A 22,755-nucleotide genomic window follows, 5' to 3' on the forward strand; every position below is an offset into this window, starting at 1 on the left:
GGGCGGCCGTCCGGTCCGGCCGGAGCCAGCAGGTCGAGGAGGGCGGGCGCGGGCAGGCCGCCGCCGCGCCGCCATACGGCCACCGGGAGCCCGCCTTCGAGCACGGCTTCCAGCAGCCCGGCGTGCGGGGCGGCCGTGGTGTGCGCGAGGACGCAGGCGGGCGGTGGCTGCGCGGCCAGTTCCATCCCGAGCGCGTCGGTGACCTCGTCGTCCGTGACGACCCGGATCGCGTCGGGGTGCCGGCCGCCCTGGGCGTGCAGCCAGCGCCAGGTGCCGTGCCACTCGGCCCGGGTGTCCGCACGCTCCTGCGGGCAGCGCACCACCACCTGGTGGAGCAGGCCGAGGGCGCGGCGCCGGCCGGCCGGGCCGCGGGGCACCGGCCACTGGTCGAAGTCGGCGTCGAGCAGTTCGTACGGCACGTGGAACTCGATGCGGTCCACCGCCGTGTAGGCCTGCCGCCCGACGTCGCCGTCGGTCTGCGACGCGCCGCCGATGAGGGCGAGTTGCCGGACGAGCTCCTCCCGTACCCGGTCCAGTCCGACCGGCGCTCCCTCCGACTCCCATATGTGTCGGACCCGTTCGCCCCGCAGCCACATCCGGGCCAGGAAACCGGCCTCCCCGCCCGGCGGTGTCTCCAGCCGGACGTGCACGACCGTCCGCCGGGCGGGCGGCGGGGGCGGGGGCAGCACCGGCAGGGCGAGGCGCTCGCGGGTGGCGCTCACCCAGTCCCCGAGCCGGTCCGCCCACGGCGTGTCGCCCGCGGCGGCGGCCCGGTCCGCGAGGAACCGTACGAAGGGCACGGCCAGCGGCATCCCGCCGCGGCCGCCCTGCCGCTCGTCCAGGTCCTGGACCACCTCCAGCAGGCCCTCCCCCGGCAGGCCGGCGTGCGCCGGGGTGGTGCAGCCGGCCGCCTTGAACGCCCACGCGTAGGCCTCGTAGGCGCAGCGGGGCAGCTCGCGGCCCTCGAAGAGGGTGCCGAGGCCGTCCCAGGCCGCCTGGTCGAGCTTGGCGGCCCGGGGCAGTGCGGCCCGGGACAGGTCGTCGTCGAGGAAGGAGCAGGCGTCCCAGTCCCGGTCGACGATGAACTGCGGCAGTTGCCAGCCCTCGCCGCGCTCGCGCAGCTCCTGGAAGGCGCGGTGGATGCTGAGGGCGGCGCCGGGCAGCCCGCTGACGCTCTCCCGTACGGAGCGTCCGCCCAGTTCGCCGAGCAGGGCCTCGGTGAACCGGCCGGCGCCGCGCTCGGCGTCGTTCTGCGCGACCTCGCCCTCGCGGGAGGCGTAGAGCCGGAACTGCCTGCGCCCCGGTACGGAACTCCCGCCACCGTAGTCGGTGTTGCCGAAGTTCCAGCGGGTGTCGCGGGGCGCGTCGACCCGGCAGGAGTCCACGAGCGCGGCCTGGAGCGGGAAGCGGCGCTGTTTGACGAGGTCGGTCCGCCACCAGCGCAGCGCCGAGTCGAGGTTGAGGTGCCTGATCTGACTGGGGCGGGCGTCGGCGCAGGGCAGCATCAGCTCCTGGCGCGGCCCGAGGTAGCCGTGTCCGGCCCAGAAGATCCAGAGCAGGTCGCCGTCGCACTGCGGGAGTTCGTCGAGGAGCGCCGATTTCACGTTCTCCTCGGTCGCCGGCCGGTAGGCCGTGCGCAGGGCGGTCATCGCCGGGGCGTCCGTCCAGTCGAGGTCGCCCGGTTCGTCGAGCGGGGAGAGCAGCAGCCGGACGTTGCCGGGCGGCACCTCGGCGGGGCCGGTCAGCCACCGGGCGAAGCGCAGGGCGTCGCGGGCCGGACCCCGCAGGTTCCAGCGGTGGCTGATGTCGTAGCGCTCGACCCCGGCGACGAGCGCGAAGGTGCGCTGCGGTCCGAGGGCCGGGGGCAGGAAGTCGGCGGGAGTCACCCGATCTCCGCCTCGGTCACCGCCTGTTCGATCCGCTTGTAGAGGGAGTCCTGTTTCCAGTAGGCGCTGTGGCAGGCCGGGAAGGGCTGGCGGCTGCGGACCTCGTGGTCGGTGACGCGCGCGTCGCCGGGGAAGACGGGTTCGGCGAGGTAGGAGAGCACGTCGTGCCGGTCGTAGACGTTGAGCCAGCGCGGGAAGCCGTACGGGAGCTTCGCACCGGGTTCGAGCGCGGCCAGCGCGCCCAGTTCGTGGAGGAACGGGGCCTGGGAGCCGACGGTGACCAGCAGCTCGGCGCCGGGGACGGCCTCGCCGCGGGCGGCGGCGAGGGTGAGGAGGTCCACGAGGGCGATCCCGCCGAGGCTGTGGCCGATGAGTACGGTCGGCCCCGGATCGGCGGTGATGCGGGTGTGCAGGAAGTCGCGGAGCTCGTGGCCGCGGGACTGGTAGCGCAGGATGTCGCCGAGCACGGGGGTGGCGCCGACGGTGAGGGAGCCGCGCCGGGCGTCGAGGAGCGGCTGGGTGGTGACCCGCAGGGCGAGCCGGCCGAGGACGGCGGCCACGCGGGCGCCGGGCACCCGGCCGTCGCCGCCGAGGCGGGTGGTGAGCAGTTCGACGAGGCGGTCGCGTTCGGTCGCGGTGCAGTCGGCCTCGTCGGTGGCGGTGCCGAGGGCGGCGGCGGTCACGGCCCGGGCGAGGGCGGTGGCCAACTCGCGGGCCTGCGGCTCGTCGGTGGCCAGGGCCGCGGCCCGGCCCACCTCGGCGGAGTCGGCGGTGGAGTCCAGGGCGGCGGCGAAGCCCGCGACGAGGCCGGTGCCGTGCAGCAGGGCGCCGAGCTCGTCCCCGGTGCGTGGCGGTGCCGGTGGTAAGGCCTCCAGCAGGGCGAGCACCCGGGCTCCGGCGGCCTGTACGCCGGGCATCGCGAAGCCGTCGTCGTGGCCGGCGTCCTCGTCGGTGTGGGCGGCGTCGGCCCCGTGTCCGCCGTCGTGATCGCCGGGGCCCGGCCGGCCCACCTCGGCCAGGACCCGCAGCTCGCACAGCGGGTCGGCGAGCAGCAGCGCCCACTCGGCCGTCTCCGCGTCCACGGGGTCGGGCGCGCCGTGCGGCGCGGGGCGCAGTCCCGGCACCGAGCGGCCGCCCGCGCCGAGGGTCGCGCCGAACCGGTCGCCCCAGTAGCAGGATTCGACGGCCGCTCCGTGGAATCTGTCCGTCAGCCGTTCCCGGACCAGGGCGAACAACCTGTCGTGCCGCTCGCGCCGTACGCCCGTACCGTGGACAAAGAGAAAACGCATCGCAGCCCGGCCCCCCTCGCGCAGTCGTCCCCCGCCCGGCACCATAGCCCGACGGGGGTAACAGGGGCCATGGAACGTCGAGTTCGGCGTGCGCGGGCGGATCGGGGGCCGCCGGCCGGGGAATCGGCGGCGGGGGCTGTGAGCACGGACACGTCCTGCCTTCGGAACCCGGGCCGCCGCTCCCCCATCGAACGAAGAGTCTGAATGCGTCTGGGGCGGGAGTACCACATGGTCGGCACGGTTGACGGGCGGGAACGGGAGCGGGGCCGCCGGTCCGCCCCCCGAGGCTCCATGGTCGTCGGCCTGCTGTGCACCGTGGTCCTCGCGGGCGTCGGCTACGTCGCCTGGGAGCTGCGCGGTATCGCCGCCACCCGCGCGGACGGCGATCCGGCGCAGGGCGTCTACCAGCAGGACCCCGAGCGCGCCGACAAGACGGCGGCCGCGGTGCTGGACGGGATCGTGCGGGAGGACCCGGAGCCGCCGAAGGACGACAAGGCCTTCACCGACGGCGGCGGCACGGTGGACTGGCGGTACGCCGGGTGGCAGCCCTCCGACCCCCTGGAGGCCCGGCCCGCCCCGGCCGAGCCCGCCGTCGGCGCGCTGTTCTCCCCGGGCGGCGACGGCGACCCCGACCACCACTGCTCGGCCGTGGTGGTGCACTCCCCGCGCGGCGACCTCATCGCCACCGCCGCGCACTGCGTGTACGGCGGCGGCTTCCGGACCAACCTGGCCTTCGCGCCCGGCTACCGGGACGGGGTGGCTCCGTTCGGCATCTGGGTGCCGACCCGGATCGACGTGGACCCGCGCTGGACGCAGGACCAGGACCCCGATCACGACGTCGCCCTGCTCCGGCTGCGCCGGCCGGGCTATCCGGGGCAGCGACTGGAAGACGTCACGGGGGCCCTGACCATGAGCTTCGGAACCGAACTACCGGCGCCCGCCCGACTCATGGGCTATCCGAACTACGCCGAGCAGCCGGTGGAGTGCCGGAACACGGCCGTCCCGGCCGGGCCGACGCAGGTGCGGCTGGACTGTGCGGACGTGCCCAACGGGACCAGTGGCGGCCCGGTACTGACCGGCCGCAGCACCCTGATCGGGGTGATCGGCGGCCGTGACGGGGGCGGGGACGAGGAGACCTCGTACAGCGTCCGCTTCGGTGACGGAGTCCGCGCCCTGTACGAGCGCTCCACGAAGTCCTGAGCGGTCGCCCCGGCGGCGCCGAGCCCTCCCGGCGGGCCGCTCCGGAAGGTAGTTCCGGAAGGTAGTTCCGGAACATTTCTCGGGTTCTGCCGAGTTGCTAGGCTCGTCGGCACGCATTTCCGACATCGGGCCGCACATCGACGGGACCGCACCTTGTCTCCTAAGCAGCAGCGTGGCGAGGCCACCGTCGATCTGCTCCTGACCACGGCCCTGCGGGTGTTCGCCGAGTCCGGCCAGCAGGGCTTCACCGTGAACGCGGTCGTCTCGGCCGGCGGGGTCAGCCTCGGCAGCCTCTACCACCACTTCGGCAGCTTCGACGGACTCGCCGCCGCCCTCTACATCCGGTGCATGGACGAGCTGTGCGACGAGATGGTCGCCGCCCTCACCCGGTGCCGAACCGCCCGCACCGGGGTGCGGGCGTGGGTGACGGCGTATCTGGAATTCACCCAGGAGCACCGGGACATGGCGCTGTTCCTGCACGCCTCCGCCTATTCCGGGTATCTGGTGGCCCACGCCGAGGAGATCGGCGCGGCCAAGGCGGAGAAGTTCGCGGCCATCATGCGGTGGCTGGGGGTGCGCATGGAGCGAGGCGAGATCGCCCCGCTCCCGGCACCCGTGGTCGAGGTGCTGGTCATGGGCCCGCTCGCGGAGGCCGCCCGGCGCTGGCTGTCCAGCACCTACGAGATCGACCTCACCGAGGCCGCCCGCTACCTCCCCGACCACATCTGGCGCTCCCTGCGCCCCGAACCGGCCTGAGCACCCGCCCGGTCCGGCCCGGTCCCCGGCCGGGGCGGTCGATGCGGTCGTGACGGCCGCGCATTTCTGGGTGGTTGTCCGGCTCGTCGTCGTTCATGCCGCAGATTCTGCTGTGCAGGGGGCGCGCGCGGCAGTCCCGAGCCGGGGCGCCCGGAGGCGACCCGGGGGCGGGTGGACTCGTTTCGGTGCGCCCGCGCGATCCGCTCAGCGCGGCAGGGCGGCGTACGAGACTCCCGTGAGCCTCTCGGAGGCGGCCCACAGCAGTTCGCCGGACCTGTCGTCGAGGGTCCAGCCGGCCCGCCAGGACCGGGCGGGCGCCCCGCGCCAGCCGAACCGGGGGCCGATGAACGCGTCCGGCTCGACCCCGGGCGCGGTGGCCGCGTAGAGGGTGGGCAGGGCGCCCGAGGAGGTGGGCTGGGCGAGGACCGCGTTGCCGAGCGCCGCCACCCGCGAGTTGAGGGTGGGGCCCTCCAGCTTCGACGCCCCGGAGTGGAGGTTGCTGGAGGCGTAGCCGGGGTGGGCGGCGACGGCGGTGATCGGGGAGCCGGCGGCCGTGAAGCGGCGGGACAGCTCGTGGGTGAAGAGCAGGTTGGCGGTCTTGGAGCGGCCGTAGGCGATCCAGCGCCGGTAGCCGTGCTCGCCACCGACGTCGGCCAGGCCCGCGTCGTCGGGGTCGATCCGCCCCAGCACGTGGAAGCCGCTGGAGACGTTGACGATCCGGGCCCCGGGGGCGGCGGCGCGCAAGCGCGACAGCAGCAGTCCGGTCAGGGCGAAGTGGCCGAGGTGGTTGACCCCGAGCTGCGTCTCGAATCCGTCGACGGTCCGCCCGTACGGCAGGGCCATCACACCCGCGTTGTTGATCAGCAGGTCCAGCGAGGCGTGCCGCTGCCCGTAGGCGGCGGCGAACTCCCGTACGGAGGCCAGGTCGGCGAGGTCCAGCGGCAGGAACTCCGCCCGCGCCCCCGGGACCTCCGCGCGCAGCCGGATCACGGCGGCCCGGCCGCGGGCCGCGCTCCGGCAGGCCAGCACCACCGAGGCGCCGCGCCGGGCGAGCTCGCGGGCGGTGACGTATCCGATCCCGCTGTTGGCCCCGGTCACGACGGCGCTGCGGCCGCTCTGGTCGGGGATGTGCGTGGCGTGCCGGCTCGGCATGGCGGCTCCCTCGTGAGGCAGTGGGTTACCGAGGGTAGTCCGAGGGGGTTCCGCAGTTGCCGCCGGGCCGGGGCCAGGGCGGCGCGGGCCGCGGATCCGCAGGCCAGTAGGCTGCGGCGGGTCCGCCCTCTTCACCCCCTCCCGCTCCCGTCCCCGAGGAACCGCGCAGTGAGCTCCCCGCCGCCCCCCATGCCCGTGACGGTCGTCGGCCTCGGCGCGGACGGCTGGGCCGGGCTCTCCGCCGCCGGCCGCTCCGCACTCGCCTCGGCCGACGTGCTGATCGGCGGGCCGCGCCAGCTGGACCTGCTGCCGGCCGCCGAGTGCGCCGGTGAGCGGGTGGCCTGGCCGAGCCCGCTGCGGCCCGCAGTGCCGAAGCTGATGGCCGAGCACGCCGGCCGCCGGATCGCGGTGCTGGCCAGCGGCGACCCGATGTTCTACGGGATCGGCCGCGCCCTCGCCGAGGAACTCGGGCCCCGGTCCCTGCGGGTCCACCCGCACCCCTCGTCGGTGTCCTACGCCTGCGCCCGCCTGGGCTGGCCGGTGGAGGACACCGAGGTGGTCACGGTGGTCGGCCGCCCGGTGGCCCGACTGGCGGCCGCGCTCCACGAAGGACGCCGGGTGCTGGTGCTCAGCGCCGGAGCCGCGTCTCCGGGCGAGATCGCCGCACTGCTACGGGAGCGCGGCTTCGGCCCGAGCCGGATGCGGGTGCTCGAACAGCTCGGGTCCGAGCGCGAGGACGCGTACGAGGGGCACGCCGACACCTGGGACCACGCGCCCGGCGATCCCCTGAACGTGGTCGCGCTCGACTGCCGCCGCGACCCGGCCCACGACGCGCCGCGGCTCGGCGCGGCCCCCGGTCTCCCGGACACCGCGTACGAACACGACGGGCAGCTCACCAAGCGCCATGTCCGGGCCGCGACCCTGTGCGCGCTGGCCCCGGCCCCCGGCGAGCTGCTGTGGGACATCGGCGGCGGCTCCGGCTCCATCGGCATCGAGTGGATGCGTACGCACCCCTCGTGCCGGGCGGTGGCCGTGGAGCGCGTCCCGGAGCGGGCCGGGCGCATCACCCGCAACGCGGCGGCACTCGGCGTCCCCGGCCTGCGCGTGGTCATCGGCGCCGCACCCGAGGCCCTGGCCGGACTGCCGGCCCCCGACGCCGTGTTCATCGGCGGCGGGCTGACCGCCCCCGGCCTGCTGGACGCGGTCTGGGACGCGCTGGCTCCCGGCGGCCGGCTCGTGGTCAACACCGTCACCCTGGAGTCGGAGGCGGTGCTCGCCGAGCGCTACCGGCGCCACGGCGGCGAACTGGTGAAGCTCGCCGTCGCGCACGCCGTGCCGGTCGGCGGTTTCACGGGCTGGCGGCAGGCGATGCCGGTCACCCAGTGGTCAGTGACGAAGTCGGAGGGCTCGACCGCCGGGTCGACCGAGGAGAAGGATCGAACATGACCGTGTACTTCATCGGTGCCGGCCCCGGCGCCGCCGACCTGATCACCGTGCGCGGCGCCCGGACCCTGGCCGCCGCCCCCGTCTGCCTGTACGCGGGCAGCCTCGTGCCGCGCGAGCTGCTGGCCGAGTGCCCCGCGGACGCCCGCCTGGTCGACACCTCGCAGCTCAACCTGGACGAGATCGTCGCCGAGTGCGTACGGGCCCACGCGGCGGGCCAGGACGTGGCGCGGCTGCACTCCGGCGACCCGTCGATCTTCAGCGCGGTCGCGGAGCAGATGCGGCGGCTCGACGCGGCCGGCATCCCCTACGAGGTCGTCCCGGGCGTCCCGGCCTTCGCCGCGGCGGCCGCCGCCCTCAAGCGGGAACTGACCGTCCCCACCGTCGGGCAGACGGTGATCCTGACCCGGATCGCCCAGCAGGCCACCCCGATGCCGCCCGGCGAGGACCTGGCCACGCTGGGCCGGAGCGGCGCGCTGCTGGTGCTGCACCTGGCCACCCGCTACGTGGACCGGGTGGTCGACGAGCTGCTCCCGCACTACGGGCCCGAGTGCCCGGTGGCGGTCGTGGCGATGGCCTCGCGCCCCGACGAGCTGATCCTGCGCGGCACCCTGGCCGACATCGCGCCGCAGGTGAAGGAGCACGGGCTGGTGCGCACCGCCGTCATCCTGGTGGGCCGCACGCTGGGCGCGGAGCAGTTCCGCGACAGCCACCTGTACTCGCCCGAGCGTGACCGGCATGTCTGCTGAGCCGGACCCCCGCCCGGCCCACCACGTCCTGATCCTGGGCGGTACGACGGAGGCCCGCCGTCTCGCGGAGGCGCTGGCGGTCGCCCCCGCGTGCCGGGTGACCACCTCGCTCGCGGGCCGGGTGACCTCGCCCGTGCTCCCGCCCGGCGAGACCCGCATCGGCGGCTTCGGCGGCATCGAGGGCCTCGCGGCCTGGATGGTCGCCCACGACGTCACGCACGTCGTCGACGCCACCCACCCCTTCGCGGAGCGGATGAGCTTCAACGCGGCCGGGGCGGCGGCCCTCACGGGCGTCCCGCTGCTGGCGCTGCGGCGCCCGGGCTGGACGCCGCGGCCGGGCGACGACTGGATCTTCGTGGACTCCCTCGGCGAGGCGGCCGACCGGCTGCCCGGCCTCGGCTCCCGCGCGTTCCTGACCACCGGCCGGATGGGCCTGCACACCTTCGCGCACCTCACCGACACCTGGTTCCTGGTGCGTTCGGTGGACCCGCCGGCGGCGCCGGTCCCGCCGCGCCTCGAAGTGCTGCTGGACCGGGGCCCGTTCACCCTGGACGACGAGCGGGAGCTGATCGCCCGGCACCGGATCGACGTCCTGGTCACCAAGGACAGCGGCGGCTCGGCCACCGCCCCCAAGCTCACCGCGGCCCGCGAGGCCGGCATCCCGGTGCTCGTCGTACGCCGCCCGGCGGTGCCGGCGGGCGTACCGGAGACGGGCTCCGTCGAGGCCGTGCGGGACTGGCTCGGTGTGAGCCGGTAGCGGAGGTCCGGTTCCGCCCTGGGGAAAAGGAATTGCCTGCTGGGGACGGGTCACGTTGGGTGGACGGCATGACCGTACTGCACACCGAACGCCTCGTCCTGCGCCCCTGGCGGGACTCCGACCTCGATCCCTGGGCGGCGATGAACGCCGATCCCGAGGTACGGGAGCACCTGGGCGACCCGCTCACCCGTGAGCAGAGCGAGGCCTCCATGGTGCGGTTCCGGGCCGCGTTCGACCGGCGGGGCTACGGCTGGTGGGCCGTAGAGGTCCGGGCCACGGGTGAGTTCATCGGCTTCGCGGGTATGGACGACGTGGACGACGGCATGCCGTTCACCGGGGTGGAGATCGGCTGGCGGCTCGCCCGCGCCTCCTGGGGAGTGGGCTACGCCACCGAGGCCGCGCGGGCGGTCGTGGCCCACGGCTTCGACACGCTCGGGCTCCCCGAGATCCTCGCCGTGACCACGGCCGGCAACCTCCGATCCCAGGCGGTGATGCGGAAGATCGGGATGACCCGGAACCCGGCCGACGACTTCGACGACCCCGACGCGCCCGAAGGACCGCTGCGTCCGAACGTGCTGTTCCGGCTGGAGCGTGGCGCGGCGACGGCAGCGGCGGGCGGTGCGCCGGGATCCCGCTGAGGCGCCACCGGACGGGCGAAGGCCCGGTGCGCTCGTCGCACCGGGCCTCCCCCGTGTACCGCTGCCCCCGCCTCACCCGGTCACGGGTAGCGGCGCGGCGTCCAGGTGATCCTCGAACCGTCGGCCCGCTCGGTGACCTGCGTCTGCGAGGAGCCGATCAGCAGGATCGTGCGCATGTCCACCTCGGACGGCTCCAGTTCGGCGAGCGTGACGATCCGCACCGACTGCTCGGGGCCGCCCACGTCGCGCGCGACGACCACCGGGGTCTCGGGCGAGCGCAGTTCCAGCAGCAGCTCCCGGGCCTGGGCCACCTGCCAGGTCCGGCTGCGCGAGCCGGGGTTGTAGAGGGCGAGCACCAGGTCGGCCGCGGCGGCCGCGCGCAACCGCTCCGCGATGACCTCCCAGGGCTTGAGCCGGTCCGAGAGCGAGATGGTGGCGTAGTCGTGGCCGAGCGGGGCACCGGCCGCGGCGGCCGCCGCGTTGGCCGCGGTCACCCCCGGCAGGACCCGTACCGGCACGTCCTTGTACTCCGCCTGCCCGGCCACCTCCAGGACCGCCGTGGCCATCGCGAAGACACCGGGGTCGCCGCCGGAGACCACGGCCACCCGCTTGCCGCGCCGGGCGAGGTCGAGGGCGAACTCGGCGCGCTCCGACTCCACCTTGTTGTCGGAGCCGTGCCGGATCTGGCCCGGCTTGACGGGCACCCGGTCCAGGTAGGTGGTGTAGCCGACCAGTACCTCGGCGTCGGCGAGGGCGCGCCGGGTCTGCGGGGTGAGCCACAGCGGGCCGGCCGGGCCGGTGCCGACGACGACGACCTCGCCGGGGCCGGACGGGACGCTGCCGGGGTTGCCGATGCGGCTGGGGAGCACGGCGACGGCGAAGTACGGCACGCTGTCGGCTTCGATGTCGGCGAGGAGTCCGGTGCGCTCGCCGGCCATGGTGGCGCGCTCGACGTAGCGGGCCTCGGCGAGCCGGCCGCTCGCTTCCATCGCGCCGCGGACGGCGGGGAAGGTCCGGCCGAGCTTCATCACGACCGCCGAGTCGGTGGCGGCGAGGCGGGCGGTGAGCTCCTCCTCGGGCAGCGTGCCGGGGAGGATGGTCAGCACCTCCTCGCCCTCGACGAGCGGGGTGCCGAGCCGGGCGGCCGCGGCGCTGACGGAGGTGACGCCGGGGATGACCTCGGCCTCGTACCGGTCGGCGAGCCGCTTGTGCATGTGCATGTACGAGCCGTAGAAGAGCGGGTCGCCCTCCGCGAGCACGGCGACGGTCCGGCCGGCGTCCAGGTGCGCGGCGAGCCGGGCGGCGGCGGCCTCGTAGAACTCCTCCATCGCGCCCTGGTACCCGCCGGGGTGGTCGGTGGTCTCGGTGGTGACCGGGTAGACCAGCGGCTCCTCGACGTGGTCGGCGCGCAGGTGCTTCGCGGCGATCGAGCGGGCGATGGAGCGGCCGTGGCGGGCGCTGTGGTAGGCCACGACATCGGCCTCGGCGATCACCTCGACGGCGCGCAGGGTCATCAGCGACGGGTCGCCGGGGCCGAGCCCGACCCCGTACAGCCGCCCCTTGGCGATGTCGCTCATTCGGCCACGCTCGCAATGGCGTTGAGGGCGGCGGCGGCCATCGCGCTACCGCCGCGCCGGCCGCGCACGATCAGGTGGTCGAGCCCCGAGGGGTGGGCGGCGAGGGCGTCCTTGGACTCGGCGGCGCCGATGAAGCCGACGGGGACCCCGATGACGGCGGCGGGGCGCGGGGCGCCCTCCTCGATCATCTCCAGCAGCCGGAACAGGGCGGTCGGCGCGTTGCCGACGGCGATGACCGAGCCCTCCAGCAGGCCGCGGTCGCGCCAGACCTCCAGGGCGGCGGCGCTGCGCGTGGTGCCCATCCTCGTGGCGAGCTCCGGTACGGCCGGGTCGGAGAGCGTGCAGATCACGTCGTTGTCGGCGGGCAGCCGCTTGCGGGTGACACCGCTGGCGACCATCTGCACGTCGCACAGGATCGGCGCGCCCGCCTCCAGCGCCGCACGGGCGCGCAGCACGACCTCGGGGGTGTACCCGAGGTCCTGCGGGAGGTCGGTCATTCCGCAGGCGTGGATCATGCGCACCGCGACCTGGGCGACCGTGTCGGGCAGCCCGGAGAGGTCCGCCTCGGCGCGGATCGTGGCAAAGGACTGGCGGTAGATGGCCGCGCCGTCCTTCTCGTACTCAAACACGGTGTACTCGCTCATTTCTTCACTACGTCGGGGTCGGTGCGGGCGTCCGCGAGTGCCGCGGCAAGTTCAGAGGGCCGTACGTCTTCGCGTACGGGGCGGCCGGGCGCGGCGAGCCGGTATCCGGAGCCGGTGGCGACCAGATCCACCCAGGCGGTGCCGCGCGGATGCCCGCAGCGGCGCTCGCAGCCGGACCAGTGCACGGGCAGCGGACCGCGCGCCCGGTCGGCGACGGCCCGCGCGTCGGCGCGTACGTCCGCGAGGGATTTCGCGCAACCGGGCCGCCCCGTACAGGCGGTGACGGTCTCCCAGGGACTGTCCGGGGTGAGGACCAGCCCGACCGCCTCGATGCGGGCGGCGGCCCGCGCACCCGCCGAGGGCAGGACGACGCTGCGCCACGGGGTGACGCGCAGCCGGCCGCTCCCCTCGTCGGCGACCTCCACCAGGACCCGCCACTGGGCGGAGTCGATCCGGCCGAGCGGGGGCAGCACGCACAGGGTGGCGCGGTCGTGCCCGCCCGCGCGCGACGGCCGGGGCGGCGCCGCGTACGGCCAGTCCACGGCGCGGACGGTCGCCGCGGCGATCCCGGCGGCGTCGAGACGCCGGATGAACTCGACCTCTTCCAGGGCGTGTTCGGCGGGCAGTTCGGCAACCCGCCAGGCCTGTGTACCGGCTTCGGCGGCGGCGTCGAGGAAGTACCGGGCGGCGAGCAGCGCCGCTCGCGGGGCGTCCTGCCCGGCGAGTTCCACGGCGTCGCCGGCCCGGCCGAGCCGGACCAGCGCCCGGCCTCGGGAGCGGCCGAGAACGGTCACGTCGGGGGCGAGCGCGGCCACGTCGCCGCGGCCGTCGTCGAAGGCGAACAGGAACCGCCCGGACAACGCGGCCGCCCAGGGGGCGGCGCACAGCAGCCGGTCGAAATCCACGGCCCAGGCCGACGCGTCGGGCCGGTCCGGCCCGTCCAGGCCGGACAGGGGAGTCGCGACGATGTTCCGTACCCGCTCATGGCTCGGCGCGGGCAGCAGCCCGGCCCCGTCCAGCAGCTCCGCGAGCCCGGCACCGCACCCGTCGGCCAGGCCGCGCAGTTGCACGTTGCCGCGCGAGGTCAGCTCCAGGTGCCCGTCCCCGAACCGGTCGGCGGCGAGCGCCAGCGCCGAGGCCTGCTGCACGGTGAGCAGCCCGCCCGGCACCCGGACCCGCGCCAGGAACCCGTCGTCCGCGGCGTGCAGCCGCAGCGCACCGGGGCAGGCGTCACCGCGCTCCCGTATGACGGGTGCGTCCCGCGATGCGGCGGAAGGGGGCTGGGGCATGGCCGCGAGCATACCCACGATCGGGTCCCCCCGACCTGTGTCCGTCACCACCCCGACCAGCCACGGAGGGCCCATCCAGCCCCGCCGGCATTCCAGGCGCGGGACCCATCCAGCCCCGCCGGCGTTCGCGGCGCGGGCCCGATCCAGCCCCGCCGGCGTTTGAGGCGCGGGGCCCGGGGCAGAGCCCCGGCAACGGCGTCGCACCCGGCGGACCACACGGCACACGACCCGCCACCCCGGCAGAAGCTCCCCGCCCCCTAAGATGACCTTCCGGCGGACCACACGGCCCGCCGTCGCCGAGGACGGCGACATGGGAGGAAGCCCGGTGCGATTCCGGCGCGGTCCCGCCACTGTGAACCCCGCGGAGCGATCCGGCGACCGGGGTGAGTCAGGAACTCCCGCTGTCCTCACACTGCCCGGGGCGCGGAAACCCCGAGGAAGGCCTGCCGCCGCATGATCCTGCTGCTGTCGACGTCCGACACCGATCTGCTCAGCGCCCGCGCAGCGAACACGGCGGACGGCCCCGTCCCGTACCGGTTCGCGAACCCCTCCCGTCTTCCCCTCGACGACCTGCCCGGCCTCCTCGACGGGGTCGACCTGGTCGTCGTACGCCTCCTCGGCGGCCTCCGCGCCTGGCAGGACGGCCTCGACCTGCTCCTGGCCCCCGGCCAGACCCGCCCGGTCGTGGTCCTGACCGGCGAACAGGCTCCGGACGCCCAGCTCATGGAGGCCTCCACGGTGCCCATCGGCATCGCGGCCGAGGCCCACGGCTACCTCGCCCACGGCGGCCCGGCGAACCTGGAGCAGCTGGCCCGGTTCCTCTCGGACACCGTCCTCCTCACCGGCCACGGCTTCGAGCCGCCCGCGGCCTCCCCCACCTGGGGGCCGCTGGAGCGCACCCCGCAGCGCACCGAGGGCCCGCGGATCGCGGTGCTGTACTACCGCGCCCACCAGATGAGCGGGAACACCTCCTTCGTGCACGCCCTGTGCGACGCGATCGAGGCCCACGACGCCCAGGCGCTGCCCCTGTACGTGTCCTCCCTGCGCACCCCCGAGCCGGAGCTGATCGCCGCGCTGGAGTCGGTCGACGCGGTCGTCACCACCGTCCTCGCGGCGGGCGGCACCAAGCCCGCCACCGCCTCGGCGGGCGGCGACGACGAGTCCTGGGACGCGGGCGCGCTCGCCGGTCTCGGCGTGCCGATCCTGCAGGCCCTGTGCCTGACCGGCTCGCGCGCCGCCTGGGAGGAGAACGACGAGGGCCTCTCCCCGCTGGACGCCGCCACGCAGGTCGCGGTGCCCGAGTTCGACGGCCGTCTGATCACCGTCCCGTTCTCCTTCAAGGAGATCGACGAGGACGGTCTGCCCGCCTACGTGGCCGACCCCGAGCGGGCCGCCCGGGTCGCGGGGATCGCCGTACGTCACGCCCGCCTGAGGCACATCGACCGCCGCGACAAGAAGGTCGCGCTGGTCCTGTCCGCGTACCCGACCAAGCACTCGCGCATCGGTAACGCGGTCGGCCTCGACACCCCGGCCAGCGCCGTGGAGCTGCTGCGCACCCTCATCGCCGGCGGCTACGACTTCGGGCCGACCGAGGACATCCCGGGTCTGGTATCGGGCGACGGCGACGAGCTGATCCGCGCCCTGATCGAGGCCGGCGGCCACGACCAGGACTGGCTGACCGAGGAGCAGCTGGCCCGCAACCCGGTCCGGATCCCGGCCGCCGACTACAAGCGGTGGTTCGCGGAGCTCCCGGCCGAGCTGCGGGACAGCGTCACCGAGCACTGGGGCGAGGCTCCGGGCAACATGTTCGTGGACCGCTCCGCCAACCCGGAGGGTGACATCGTCCTCGCGGCCCTGCGCCGAGGGAACCTCCTCATCCTCATCCAGCCGCCGCGCGGCTTCGGCGAGAACCCGATCGCGATCTACCACGACCCGGACCTGCCGCCCTCGCACCACTACCTGGCCGCGTACCGGTGGATCCAGGCGCGCGCGCAGGACGGCGGCTTCGGCGCCGACGCGATGATCCACCTGGGCAAGCACGGCAACCTGGAGTGGCTGCCGGGCAAGAACGCGGGCCTCTCCGCCGCGTGCGCACCCGACGCCGCCCTCGGTGACCTGCCCCTCATCTACCCGTTCCTGGTCAACGACCCGGGCGAAGGCACCCAGGCCAAGCGCCGGGTGCACGCCACGCTGGTCGACCATCTGGTGCCGCCGATGGCGCGCGCGGAGTCGTACGGCGACATCGCGCGTCTGGAGCAGCACCTGGACGAGTACGCCCAGATCTCCGCGATGGACCCGGCGAAGCTGCCGGCCATCCGCGCCCAGATCTGGACCCTGATCCAGGCCGCGAAGCTCCACCACGACCTCGGTCTGGAGGAGCGTCCGGACGACGACGGCTTCGACGACTTCCTGCTGCACGTCGACGGCTGGCTGTGCGAGGTCAAGGACGCCCAGATCCGCGACGGGCTGCACGTCCTGGGTGGTGCGCCGACCGGTGAGGCCCGGGTCAACCTGGTCCTCGCGATCCTGCGCGCCCGGCAGATCTGGGGCGGTACGACGGCCCTTCCGGGTCTGCGCGAGGCGCTGGGCCTGGACGAGTCCAAGCCCACCCGTACGTCCGCGGACACGGTGGAGGAGCAGGCCCGCGCCCTGGTCCAGGCGATGGAGGACGCGAACTGGTCCCTCGACGCCGTGTCCTCGGTCGCGGCGGACCACCCGGCGGACGTCGCGGCGGTCCTGTCCTTCGCGGCCCGTGAGGTGGTCCCGCGCCTGGCCGGCACCACGGACGAGATCGCCCACGTGGTCGCCGCCCTGGACGGCCGCTTCATCCCGGCGGGTCCCTCCGGCTCTCCCCTGCGCGGTCTGGTCAACGTCCTGCCGACGGGCCGCAACTTCTACTCGGTCGACCCCAAGGCCGTCCCGTCCCGCCTGGCGTGGGAGACGGGCCAGGCCCTGGCCGAGTCCCTCCTCACCCGCTACCGCACCGACAACGGCGAATGGCCGGCCTCCGTCGGCCTGTCCCTGTGGGGCACGAGCGCGATGCGCACGTCGGGCGACGACGTGGCGGAAGCCCTCTCCCTCCTCGGTGTCCGCCCGGTCTGGGACGAGGCCTCGCGCCGCGTCACGGGCCTGGAGCCGATCCCGCTCGACGAGCTGGGCCGACCCCGCATCGACGTGACGCTGCGCATCTCGGGCTTCTTCCGCGACGCGTTCCCGCACGTCATCGGCCTGCTGGACGACGCGGTGCGGCTCGCGGCCTCGCTGGACGAGCCGGCCTCGGACAACTACATCCGGGCCCACGCCCAGGCGGACCTGGCCGAGCACGGCGACGAGCGGCGCGCGACGACCCGTATCTTCGGCTCGCGCCCGGGTACGTACGGCGCCGGCATCCTCCAGCTGATCGACTCCCGCGACTGGCGTACGGACGCCGACCTCGCGGAGGTCTACACGGTGTGGGGCGGCTACGCGTACGGCCGGGGCCTGGAGGGCCGCCCCGCCCGGGACGAGATGGAGACGGCCTACAAGCGCATCACGGTCGCGGCGAAGAACACGGACACCCGCGAGCACGACATCGCGGACTCGGACGACTACTTCCAGTACCACGGCGGCATGGTGGCCACGGTCCGCGCCCTGCGCGGCACCGCTCCCGAGGCCTACATCGGTGACTCCACCCGCCCGGAGACGGTCAAGACCCGCACCCTGGTCGAGGAGACCTCGCGTGTCTTCCGGGCCCGCGTGGTGAATCCCAAGTGGATCGAGGCGATGCGCCGCCACGGCTACAAGGGCGCGTTCGAGCTCGCGGCGACGGTGGACTACCTCTTCGGGTACGACGCCACGACGGGCGTGGTCGCGGACTGGATGTACGACAAGCTCACCGAGACGTACGTCCTGGACCCGACCAACCGGGCCTTCCTGGAGGAGGCCAACCCCTGGGCCCTGCACGGCATCGCGGAGCGCCTGCTGGAGGCCGAGTCGCGCGGCATGTGGGAGAAGCCGGACCCGCAGATCCTCGAATCCCTGCGTCAGGTCTACCTGGACACCGAGGGCAACCTGGAGGGCGAGTCGGAGTAGCCCTCCCGCTACAGCACACAAGCCGTCCCCCTCACCCAGCCACCGGGTGAGGGGGACGGCTTCCCTCATTCAGGCCCGCGCACCCCGAGCACGCGGACCCTGCACCACGTACTACGCCTTGACGGTCTGGTTCAGCGCGACGAGCGCCTGGGCCCAGCGCACGTACTTCAGCTGCCCGAAGTCGGCGACGGTCTTGACCCCGAAGGCCTCGTGCAGCAGCTTGCCGTCCTCGTCACTGACACCCTTGAGCGCGGCGACGGGTGCCGCGAGCACCTCGGCGAGCGGCTTGTCCGCCCACGCCTTGTCGAGCACCTTGTCCAGATCGATCGCCATGAGCGTCCCTCTCGGAATCCCGAAACAAATATCGGGGCAAACTTAACCCAATCCGACAATCACCCCATGCTCCGGCACGCCGCCGATGTGTCAGGAGATGTGCTCGATCCTCTTGCCGTCGACGAGGTACGTGGGCAGGTGCGGCAGTTCCGGGCCGAGCGGGAAGCCTTGGTCGTGGGCGAGGCAGGCCATGGCGAGCGGCCCGAGCGCCACTTGGGCGCGCGGCGCCGCGGACCCTTCCCAGTAGCCGCCGTGTTCTGCGAGAGCATCGGCGAGCGCTTCGCCGAAGGCATCGTGATCCCGCGTGAAGAGGCGGTGGAAGAGCGAGACCGGCTGGAAGTCGACGCGGTTGACGAACTCGTCCGGCGAGTGGGTCAGCGTCTCGGGCAGGGACGACTGCATGGTGGCGAGCAGCTTCTCCACGACGGCGTCGGCGGAGCCGCCCGCGGAGAGGTAGGTCTGCAGGGTGTCGATCCAGTGCTGGACGTAGGCGTCGACGGTGTCGTCCTGCCGGAGCGTCTCCAGCGGGACCCGGCACAGCCGGGCGACCCGGTCGTGCGCGCGACACACGAGGGCGACGTAGAGGGCATCGAGCCAGGCGCGGGCGTCCGCGGGCGGGTCCGCGGGCGTGGCGGGCAACTGCACGGCGCCCTGCTCGCCCAGGTACCACTGCTCCGGCCCGGCTCCGGTGAACAGCGCGGAGCCGAGCCGCACGGACGACTCCCACGCGTCCCACGTGACGACGTCGGAGGCATGGGGATCGGCGGCGCAGCGGACGTGGGCGAGCGCCAGCGCGGAGGCGAAGGCATCGCCGAGGCCCGACGGCTCGTGCGCGAGCCGGGCTATCGACTCGGCGGTCGCGGTGGCGAGCCCGTCGGGTTCCGGGGCTTGCTCCGTGCCTGGGGTGGCGATCCGGCCGGACCGGTCGAGGCGGACCAGCCCCTTCATCAGGCCGAGCAGGTGCTGCGGCGGCTGCAGCGACAGCGTGCGCGTGTCCTCGTCGACGACGGTGAGCGAGGTCAGGCCGCCCCGGTGCCACCAGTACACGCGCGGCGACAGGGGCCCGGGCCCGTCCTCGTAGGCACCCAAGGCGTACGAGGCCAGGTCGTTGAGGGCGTCCACCACCGAGCCGTCGGCGATCGGGTGGTAGGCCAGCAGGTGCCGGGTGGGGACGACGACGAGGGCGCCTGCGTGCGGCAGCGACTCGCCGGTGACCTGCCGTGCCAGTTCCCCCAGGTACAGAGCCTTGGAGGCCACGAAGTGCGAGTCGCCGAAGACGGAGTGCAGCGTGGCCCGCCCCTCGACGGGCACGTCCTCGTACGTGACGGGTGCGCGCATCAGGTTGGCGCGCGCCGCCTGCCCCAGCTGATCGAGCCCGACGCGCTCCACGTCCCCGTCGGTGAGGACCCGCACTCCGGCCGGCCCGTCGAGGGCGTAGGCGAAGACGAGCCCGTCGGCGACGAGTCGGGCGTACCGCAGACTGCCGATGACCTCCGGGCTGAGCGAGTCATGGGCCAACAGCCGGGCATGCACCCCGCGTAGCAGTTCCTCAGCGCTTTCACCGCCGTGACCGGTACTGGATTCAGGGGAGTTGTCTCGATTCACCCCCGAACCCTACGAGACACCCACGCACCCCCCGCGCGGGCCCCGGCTCGGACCGCGGCGCACCGCGCGACGGTTGAGCGCGAAGCCCTGGAACGCACGAGTACCGCATGCCGGCCACGGCCCGGAGCAAGGCCCGGAGCGGGTGCTGTGCCCAGAATCAACACCACCGGCGAGACCCTGCGACACCTGGACTCCGAGAAGACGGCTCGAGGTCGGGTATGGCCAGGGGGCCGTACGCCGACCAACAACTCGGGCAGGCTTGGCCCTGACCACAATGTGAACGAGTGTCCCCATGGCAACGCCATCGACCTCCTCAGCCCCGCTCTTCAGGCCGTCTCCCCGCCTCGGGGAGGCGGCCTCCGCCCATCCCGCCGAGCCCCCGCGCAATCCCTCGAAGGGGGGCATCGACACCTACGGGTGGTTCGAACGCCGGGTCGCCGCACGGCTCATGGGCTCCGGCGCGCGATCGCACCTGTGTGCGGGCATTCGTTCCCCAGGCCCCGTGACGCCGCTCTGAGCAGCCGCGTTCTTGCGGGCGTCAGTTCGCAGCCGCGGCACCTCGGGAGGAATCTTGCGATCCGTGCACGTTCATGTGGCGTTCGACCCGACATCGGGCGGGGGTGGCCGCGCATGAGGCTCCTCAAGCGGCCCGAAGCCACCGAGCCCGCCGTCTCCGCGAGCGAACGGCGCCTCTTCGGCGGGCCCCTGCGCTACGACGCCGGCTGGTCCAACCACGAATACGCCCAACTCGAAGGGCGGCTGCTGACCACCCTGCGCTCCATGCCCCGCATGGTCGGCGGGACCCTGCGCCTCGCCTGGGCCACCGACCGGCCCGCCCTGCTCACCGTCGCCGCCGCCGAGGCCGGGCAAGGGGTCACCTCCGCCGTCGGGCTGCTCGTCATCAGCGATGTGCTCCGTACGCTGCTGCGCGAGGGCAGCGCCGCCGACCGGCTGCACGCCGCCCTGCCCGCCCTCGCCGCCGGGGCGCTGGTCGCCGTACTGGGGGCCGTACTCGCCTCCCGTTCCACGGCGGCCGCCGGACGGCTGGAGCCCAAGGTCGAACGGGCCGCGTACGAGCAGTACCTGAGCGCCGCCGTCGAGGTGGAGCTGGAGGCCATCGAGGACGGGGAGTTCCGGCGGCTGCTGGACAGCGCCCAATGGGGTCCGCCCTCGGCCCGCCGCACGGTCGGCGCCTGCGTGGCCACCCTCGGCGGGGTCATCTCCCTGATCGCCACCGCCGGGGTGCTGACCGTACTGCACCCCCTGCTGCTGCCCATGCTGCTGCTGATCGCCGCCCCGCGCGGCTGGGGCGCGATGCGGGTGGCGCAGCGCCGCTACCTGTCGATGATCACCTGGGTGGAGCACGTACGGGCCGCCCGGCTCATCGGCCAACTGCTGATCTCCCGTACGTCGGCCCCCGAGGTACGGGTGCACGGCGTCGGCCGCTACCTGCTGGGCCACTACCGCAACATGGCCGAGGTCGCCGAGAGCGAGGCCACCCGCCTCGCCAAGGACAAGGCCGCCACCGAACTCCTGGCCGCCACGCTCTCCGGCCTCGCGGCCCTGGTCACCTACGGGGCGATGGGCGCGCTCATCGTCTCCGGCCGGATGGACCTCGCCGTCGCCGGTACCGCCGTGATCGCGGTGCGCACCGGTTCGGCGAGCCTGGGGGCGCTCGTGGCCACCACCAACACCCTGCACGAGGAGTCCCTGTACGTACGGGACCTGGAACGGTTCGTCGCCGAGGCGGCCCGCCGCGCCATCCCGTCCGGCGGGGCCCCGCTGCCCGAGCGGCTCGCCGCGGTGCGGCTGCGGAACGTGGACTTCAGCTACCCCGACCGGGACGAACCCGCCCTCAGCGGTGTCTCCCTGACCATCGAGGCGGGCCAGGTGGTCGCTCTGGTCGGCGAGAACGGCTCCGGCAAGAGCACCCTCGTCAAACTGCTGGCGGGCCTGCACCTGCCCGACTCGGGTTCGGTCACCTGGGACGGGGTGGACGTACGGGACGCCGACCGGGAGCAGGTCTTCGACCGGGTAGCGCTCCTCACCCAGGACTTCGAACGCTGGCCGGTGACCGCCCGTACCAACATCGCCATCGGACGCCCCGGGAAGGAGGACCCCGAACGCGCCGTCGACCAGGCCTCGGAGGTGGTGGCCGCCGCCCGGTACGCCGGGGCCGACCGGATCGTCGAGAAGCTGCCGCACGGCTACGAGACCCTGCTCGCCCGGGTGTTCAGGGGTGCCTCGGAGCTGTCGGGCGGGCAGTGGCAGAAGTTCGGTCTCGCCCGCACCCGTTTCCGCGACGCCCGCGTCCTGGTGGTGGACGAGCCCACCTCGGCGCTCGACCCGGAGGCGGAGATCGCCGCCTTCGACAGCATCCGGGGCCTCGCCGGCCCCGAGCGCGCGGTCGTCCTCGTCACGCACCGGATGTCCGGGGTGCGGTTCGCCGACGTCATCTACGTACTGCACGAGGGCCGGCTCGTCGAGCGGGGCGGCCACGACGAACTGATGGCGCTGGGCGGCCGGTACGCCTCCATGTACGCGATGCAGGCAGCGCAGTTCGGCGACGAGCCGCGGCGCCGCTCGCCTTCGCTCCCCCGGCAGTCCGCCGCACCGCGGAACGACGGCTCCGTCACCTGAAGCGGGCAGGTGCCCTCCCCGAGGGTGTTCGGGGAGGGCACCTGGGCCGGGCGGCGGTGACCCCACCCAGGTAGCCTTCACCGACGCGTTCGCGGAGCGGACCCCCTGAAGAGGGGGACCGGACACCCGGCGCCTCACCCTGGAACCTCGGCGGAATCCTCTCGAACGGCGAACAGTAATGAGATCGGTGGAACTGGTCCGGATCGAAGCCGGACTGCACGACTGGGCCGCGATCACGTGCGGTTGTGCCTGGGGACCCAACCGGTATTCGGCGGAGCACATTCCGCTGGAACTCATCCGCCGTCTGGAAGGCAACCCGCAGGATCTGGGCACCGACTGGATGGAAAACCACGCCCGCATCCAGTCGAACCTGATGGATCCGGCCGTCGCCACCACCTCCCTGGCCCTGGCCGCCCTGGCGGGGCGGCCTGCTGCGGGAGTCCGCCAGGACCTGCTGTACGTCCTGGGCGTCCTGTCGGGCGGTGAGCAGCGGGACGTCGCCGAAGCCTGTCTGGACGTGGCCCGTCAGGGTGTCTGGCTTTACTACGAGGAGCTGGCGGCGTTCGAATCGGTCGGTGCCTCGGCCGAAGCGTACGAGCTGCTGTCCCAAATGGACGAGCAGGCCGAACGTCTCGCGGCGTACCACCGCGTCTACCGGGACAGGCTGCCGGAGGACCTGAGGTGACCGGCGCCTGAGGAAGCGGATGGGCCCCCGCGCTCGTCGAG

Annotated in this window: 16 protein-coding genes, 1 pseudogene and 1 riboswitch; of the genes and pseudogenes, 9 read left to right on the forward strand and 8 right to left on the reverse strand. The window is 74.1% G+C overall.

Annotation, left to right across the window (positions count from 1 at the left end):
* Positions 1–1,886, reverse strand: a pseudogene (locus tag AB8A24_RS24255) (hypothetical protein); the annotation flags it as partial.
* Complete coding sequence (locus AB8A24_RS24260) at positions 1,883–3,175, reverse strand: hypothetical protein (protein WP_369477656.1); 1,293 nt, start codon at positions 3,173–3,175, stop codon at positions 1,883–1,885. The gene AB8A24_RS24260 and the pseudogene AB8A24_RS24255, both read right to left, overlap by 4 nt.
* A gap of 228 nt (positions 3,176–3,403) precedes the next feature.
* Here AB8A24_RS24260 and AB8A24_RS24265 point away from each other — a divergent pair, with 228 nt between their 5' ends.
* Together AB8A24_RS24265 and AB8A24_RS24270 are read left to right on the forward strand one after the other, a co-directional pair.
* Complete coding sequence (locus AB8A24_RS24265; protein WP_369477657.1) at positions 3,404–4,375, forward strand: serine protease; 972 nt, start codon at positions 3,404–3,406, stop codon at positions 4,373–4,375.
* A 153-nt stretch (positions 4,376–4,528) separates the two neighbouring features.
* Positions 4,529–5,131: a TetR/AcrR family transcriptional regulator gene (locus tag AB8A24_RS24270; protein ID WP_328961065.1), complete on the forward strand. Its 603-nt coding sequence runs from the start codon at positions 4,529–4,531 to the stop codon at positions 5,129–5,131.
* Positions 5,132–5,335: 204 nt separating this feature from the next.
* On the opposite strand, the gene AB8A24_RS24275 is transcribed toward AB8A24_RS24270, so the two are convergent.
* Positions 5,336–6,283: an oxidoreductase gene (locus AB8A24_RS24275; protein WP_328961066.1), complete on the reverse strand. Its 948-nt coding sequence runs from the start codon at positions 6,281–6,283 to the stop codon at positions 5,336–5,338.
* A 189-nt stretch (positions 6,284–6,472) separates the two neighbouring features.
* Between AB8A24_RS24275 and cbiE the strand changes: the two genes are divergently transcribed.
* From cbiE to AB8A24_RS24295, 4 genes are all read left to right on the forward strand, one after another.
* A complete protein-coding gene (cbiE, locus tag AB8A24_RS24280; RefSeq protein WP_369477674.1) occupies positions 6,473–7,729 on the forward strand; it encodes a precorrin-6y C5,15-methyltransferase (decarboxylating) subunit CbiE in 1,257 nt (418 codons plus the stop codon).
* On the forward strand, positions 7,726–8,475 hold the full coding sequence (gene cobM / locus AB8A24_RS24285; protein WP_328961067.1) for a precorrin-4 C(11)-methyltransferase: 750 nt from the start codon (positions 7,726–7,728) through the stop codon (positions 8,473–8,475). The genes cbiE and cobM overlap by 4 nt, the downstream gene beginning before the upstream one ends.
* Positions 8,465–9,232, forward strand: coding sequence for a cobalt-precorrin-6A reductase (locus tag AB8A24_RS24290; protein WP_369477658.1), 768 nt, complete (start codon positions 8,465–8,467; stop codon positions 9,230–9,232). The genes cobM and AB8A24_RS24290 overlap by 11 nt, the downstream gene beginning before the upstream one ends.
* A 68-nt stretch (positions 9,233–9,300) precedes the next feature.
* Positions 9,301–9,870, forward strand: a complete 570-nt coding sequence (locus AB8A24_RS24295) for a GNAT family N-acetyltransferase (protein WP_328961069.1) — start codon at positions 9,301–9,303, stop codon at positions 9,868–9,870.
* An 80-nt stretch (positions 9,871–9,950) separates the two neighbouring features.
* On the opposite strand, the gene AB8A24_RS24300 is transcribed toward AB8A24_RS24295, so the two are convergent.
* From AB8A24_RS24300 to cobG, 3 genes are read right to left on the reverse strand one after another with little or no spacing between them, the layout of a single operon-like run.
* Entirely contained in the window at positions 9,951–11,447 is a 1,497-nt protein-coding gene (locus tag AB8A24_RS24300) for a precorrin-2 C(20)-methyltransferase (RefSeq protein WP_266377872.1), read from the reverse strand.
* A complete protein-coding gene (locus AB8A24_RS24305) occupies positions 11,444–12,091 on the reverse strand; it encodes a precorrin-8X methylmutase (RefSeq protein WP_369477659.1) in 648 nt (215 codons plus the stop codon). The genes AB8A24_RS24300 and AB8A24_RS24305 overlap by 4 nt, the downstream gene beginning before the upstream one ends.
* Complete coding sequence (cobG, locus tag AB8A24_RS24310; RefSeq protein WP_328965814.1) at positions 12,088–13,392, reverse strand: precorrin-3B synthase; 1,305 nt, start codon at positions 13,390–13,392, stop codon at positions 12,088–12,090. Before cobG ends, AB8A24_RS24305 begins: the two co-directional genes overlap by 4 nt.
* A 302-nt stretch (positions 13,393–13,694) precedes the next feature.
* Positions 13,695–13,778, forward strand: a riboswitch (cobalamin riboswitch).
* 55 nt (positions 13,779–13,833) lie between these two features.
* Here cobG and cobN point away from each other — a divergent pair.
* A complete protein-coding gene (gene cobN / locus AB8A24_RS24315; RefSeq protein WP_328961071.1) occupies positions 13,834–17,451 on the forward strand; it encodes a cobaltochelatase subunit CobN in 3,618 nt (1,205 codons plus the stop codon).
* A 111-nt stretch (positions 17,452–17,562) separates the two neighbouring features.
* Here cobN and AB8A24_RS24320 read toward each other — a convergent pair whose 3' ends face one another.
* Both AB8A24_RS24320 and AB8A24_RS24325 read right to left on the reverse strand, forming a co-directional pair.
* Entirely contained in the window at positions 17,563–17,784 is a 222-nt protein-coding gene (locus AB8A24_RS24320; protein WP_030390548.1) for a hypothetical protein, read from the reverse strand.
* A gap of 90 nt (positions 17,785–17,874) precedes the next feature.
* Positions 17,875–19,302 (reverse strand): immunity 49 family protein, encoded by a 1,428-nt coding sequence (locus AB8A24_RS24325; protein ID WP_369477660.1) that lies wholly within the window; start codon positions 19,300–19,302, stop codon positions 17,875–17,877.
* Positions 19,303–20,019: 717 nt separating this feature from the next.
* On the opposite strand from AB8A24_RS24325, the gene AB8A24_RS24330 reads away from it, so the two are divergent.
* Both AB8A24_RS24330 and AB8A24_RS24335 read left to right on the forward strand, forming a co-directional pair.
* A complete protein-coding gene (locus AB8A24_RS24330) occupies positions 20,020–22,029 on the forward strand; it encodes an ABC transporter ATP-binding protein (protein ID WP_328961073.1) in 2,010 nt (669 codons plus the stop codon).
* A gap of 178 nt (positions 22,030–22,207) precedes the next feature.
* Positions 22,208–22,714 (forward strand): hypothetical protein, encoded by a 507-nt coding sequence (locus AB8A24_RS24335; RefSeq protein WP_369477661.1) that lies wholly within the window; start codon positions 22,208–22,210, stop codon positions 22,712–22,714.
* Positions 22,715–22,755 lie beyond the last annotated feature (41 nt).

The organism is Streptomyces sp. BF23-19, from assembly GCF_041106355.1.
In the GTDB taxonomy this organism is placed as follows: domain Bacteria; phylum Actinomycetota; class Actinomycetes; order Streptomycetales; family Streptomycetaceae; genus Streptomyces; species Streptomyces virginiae_A.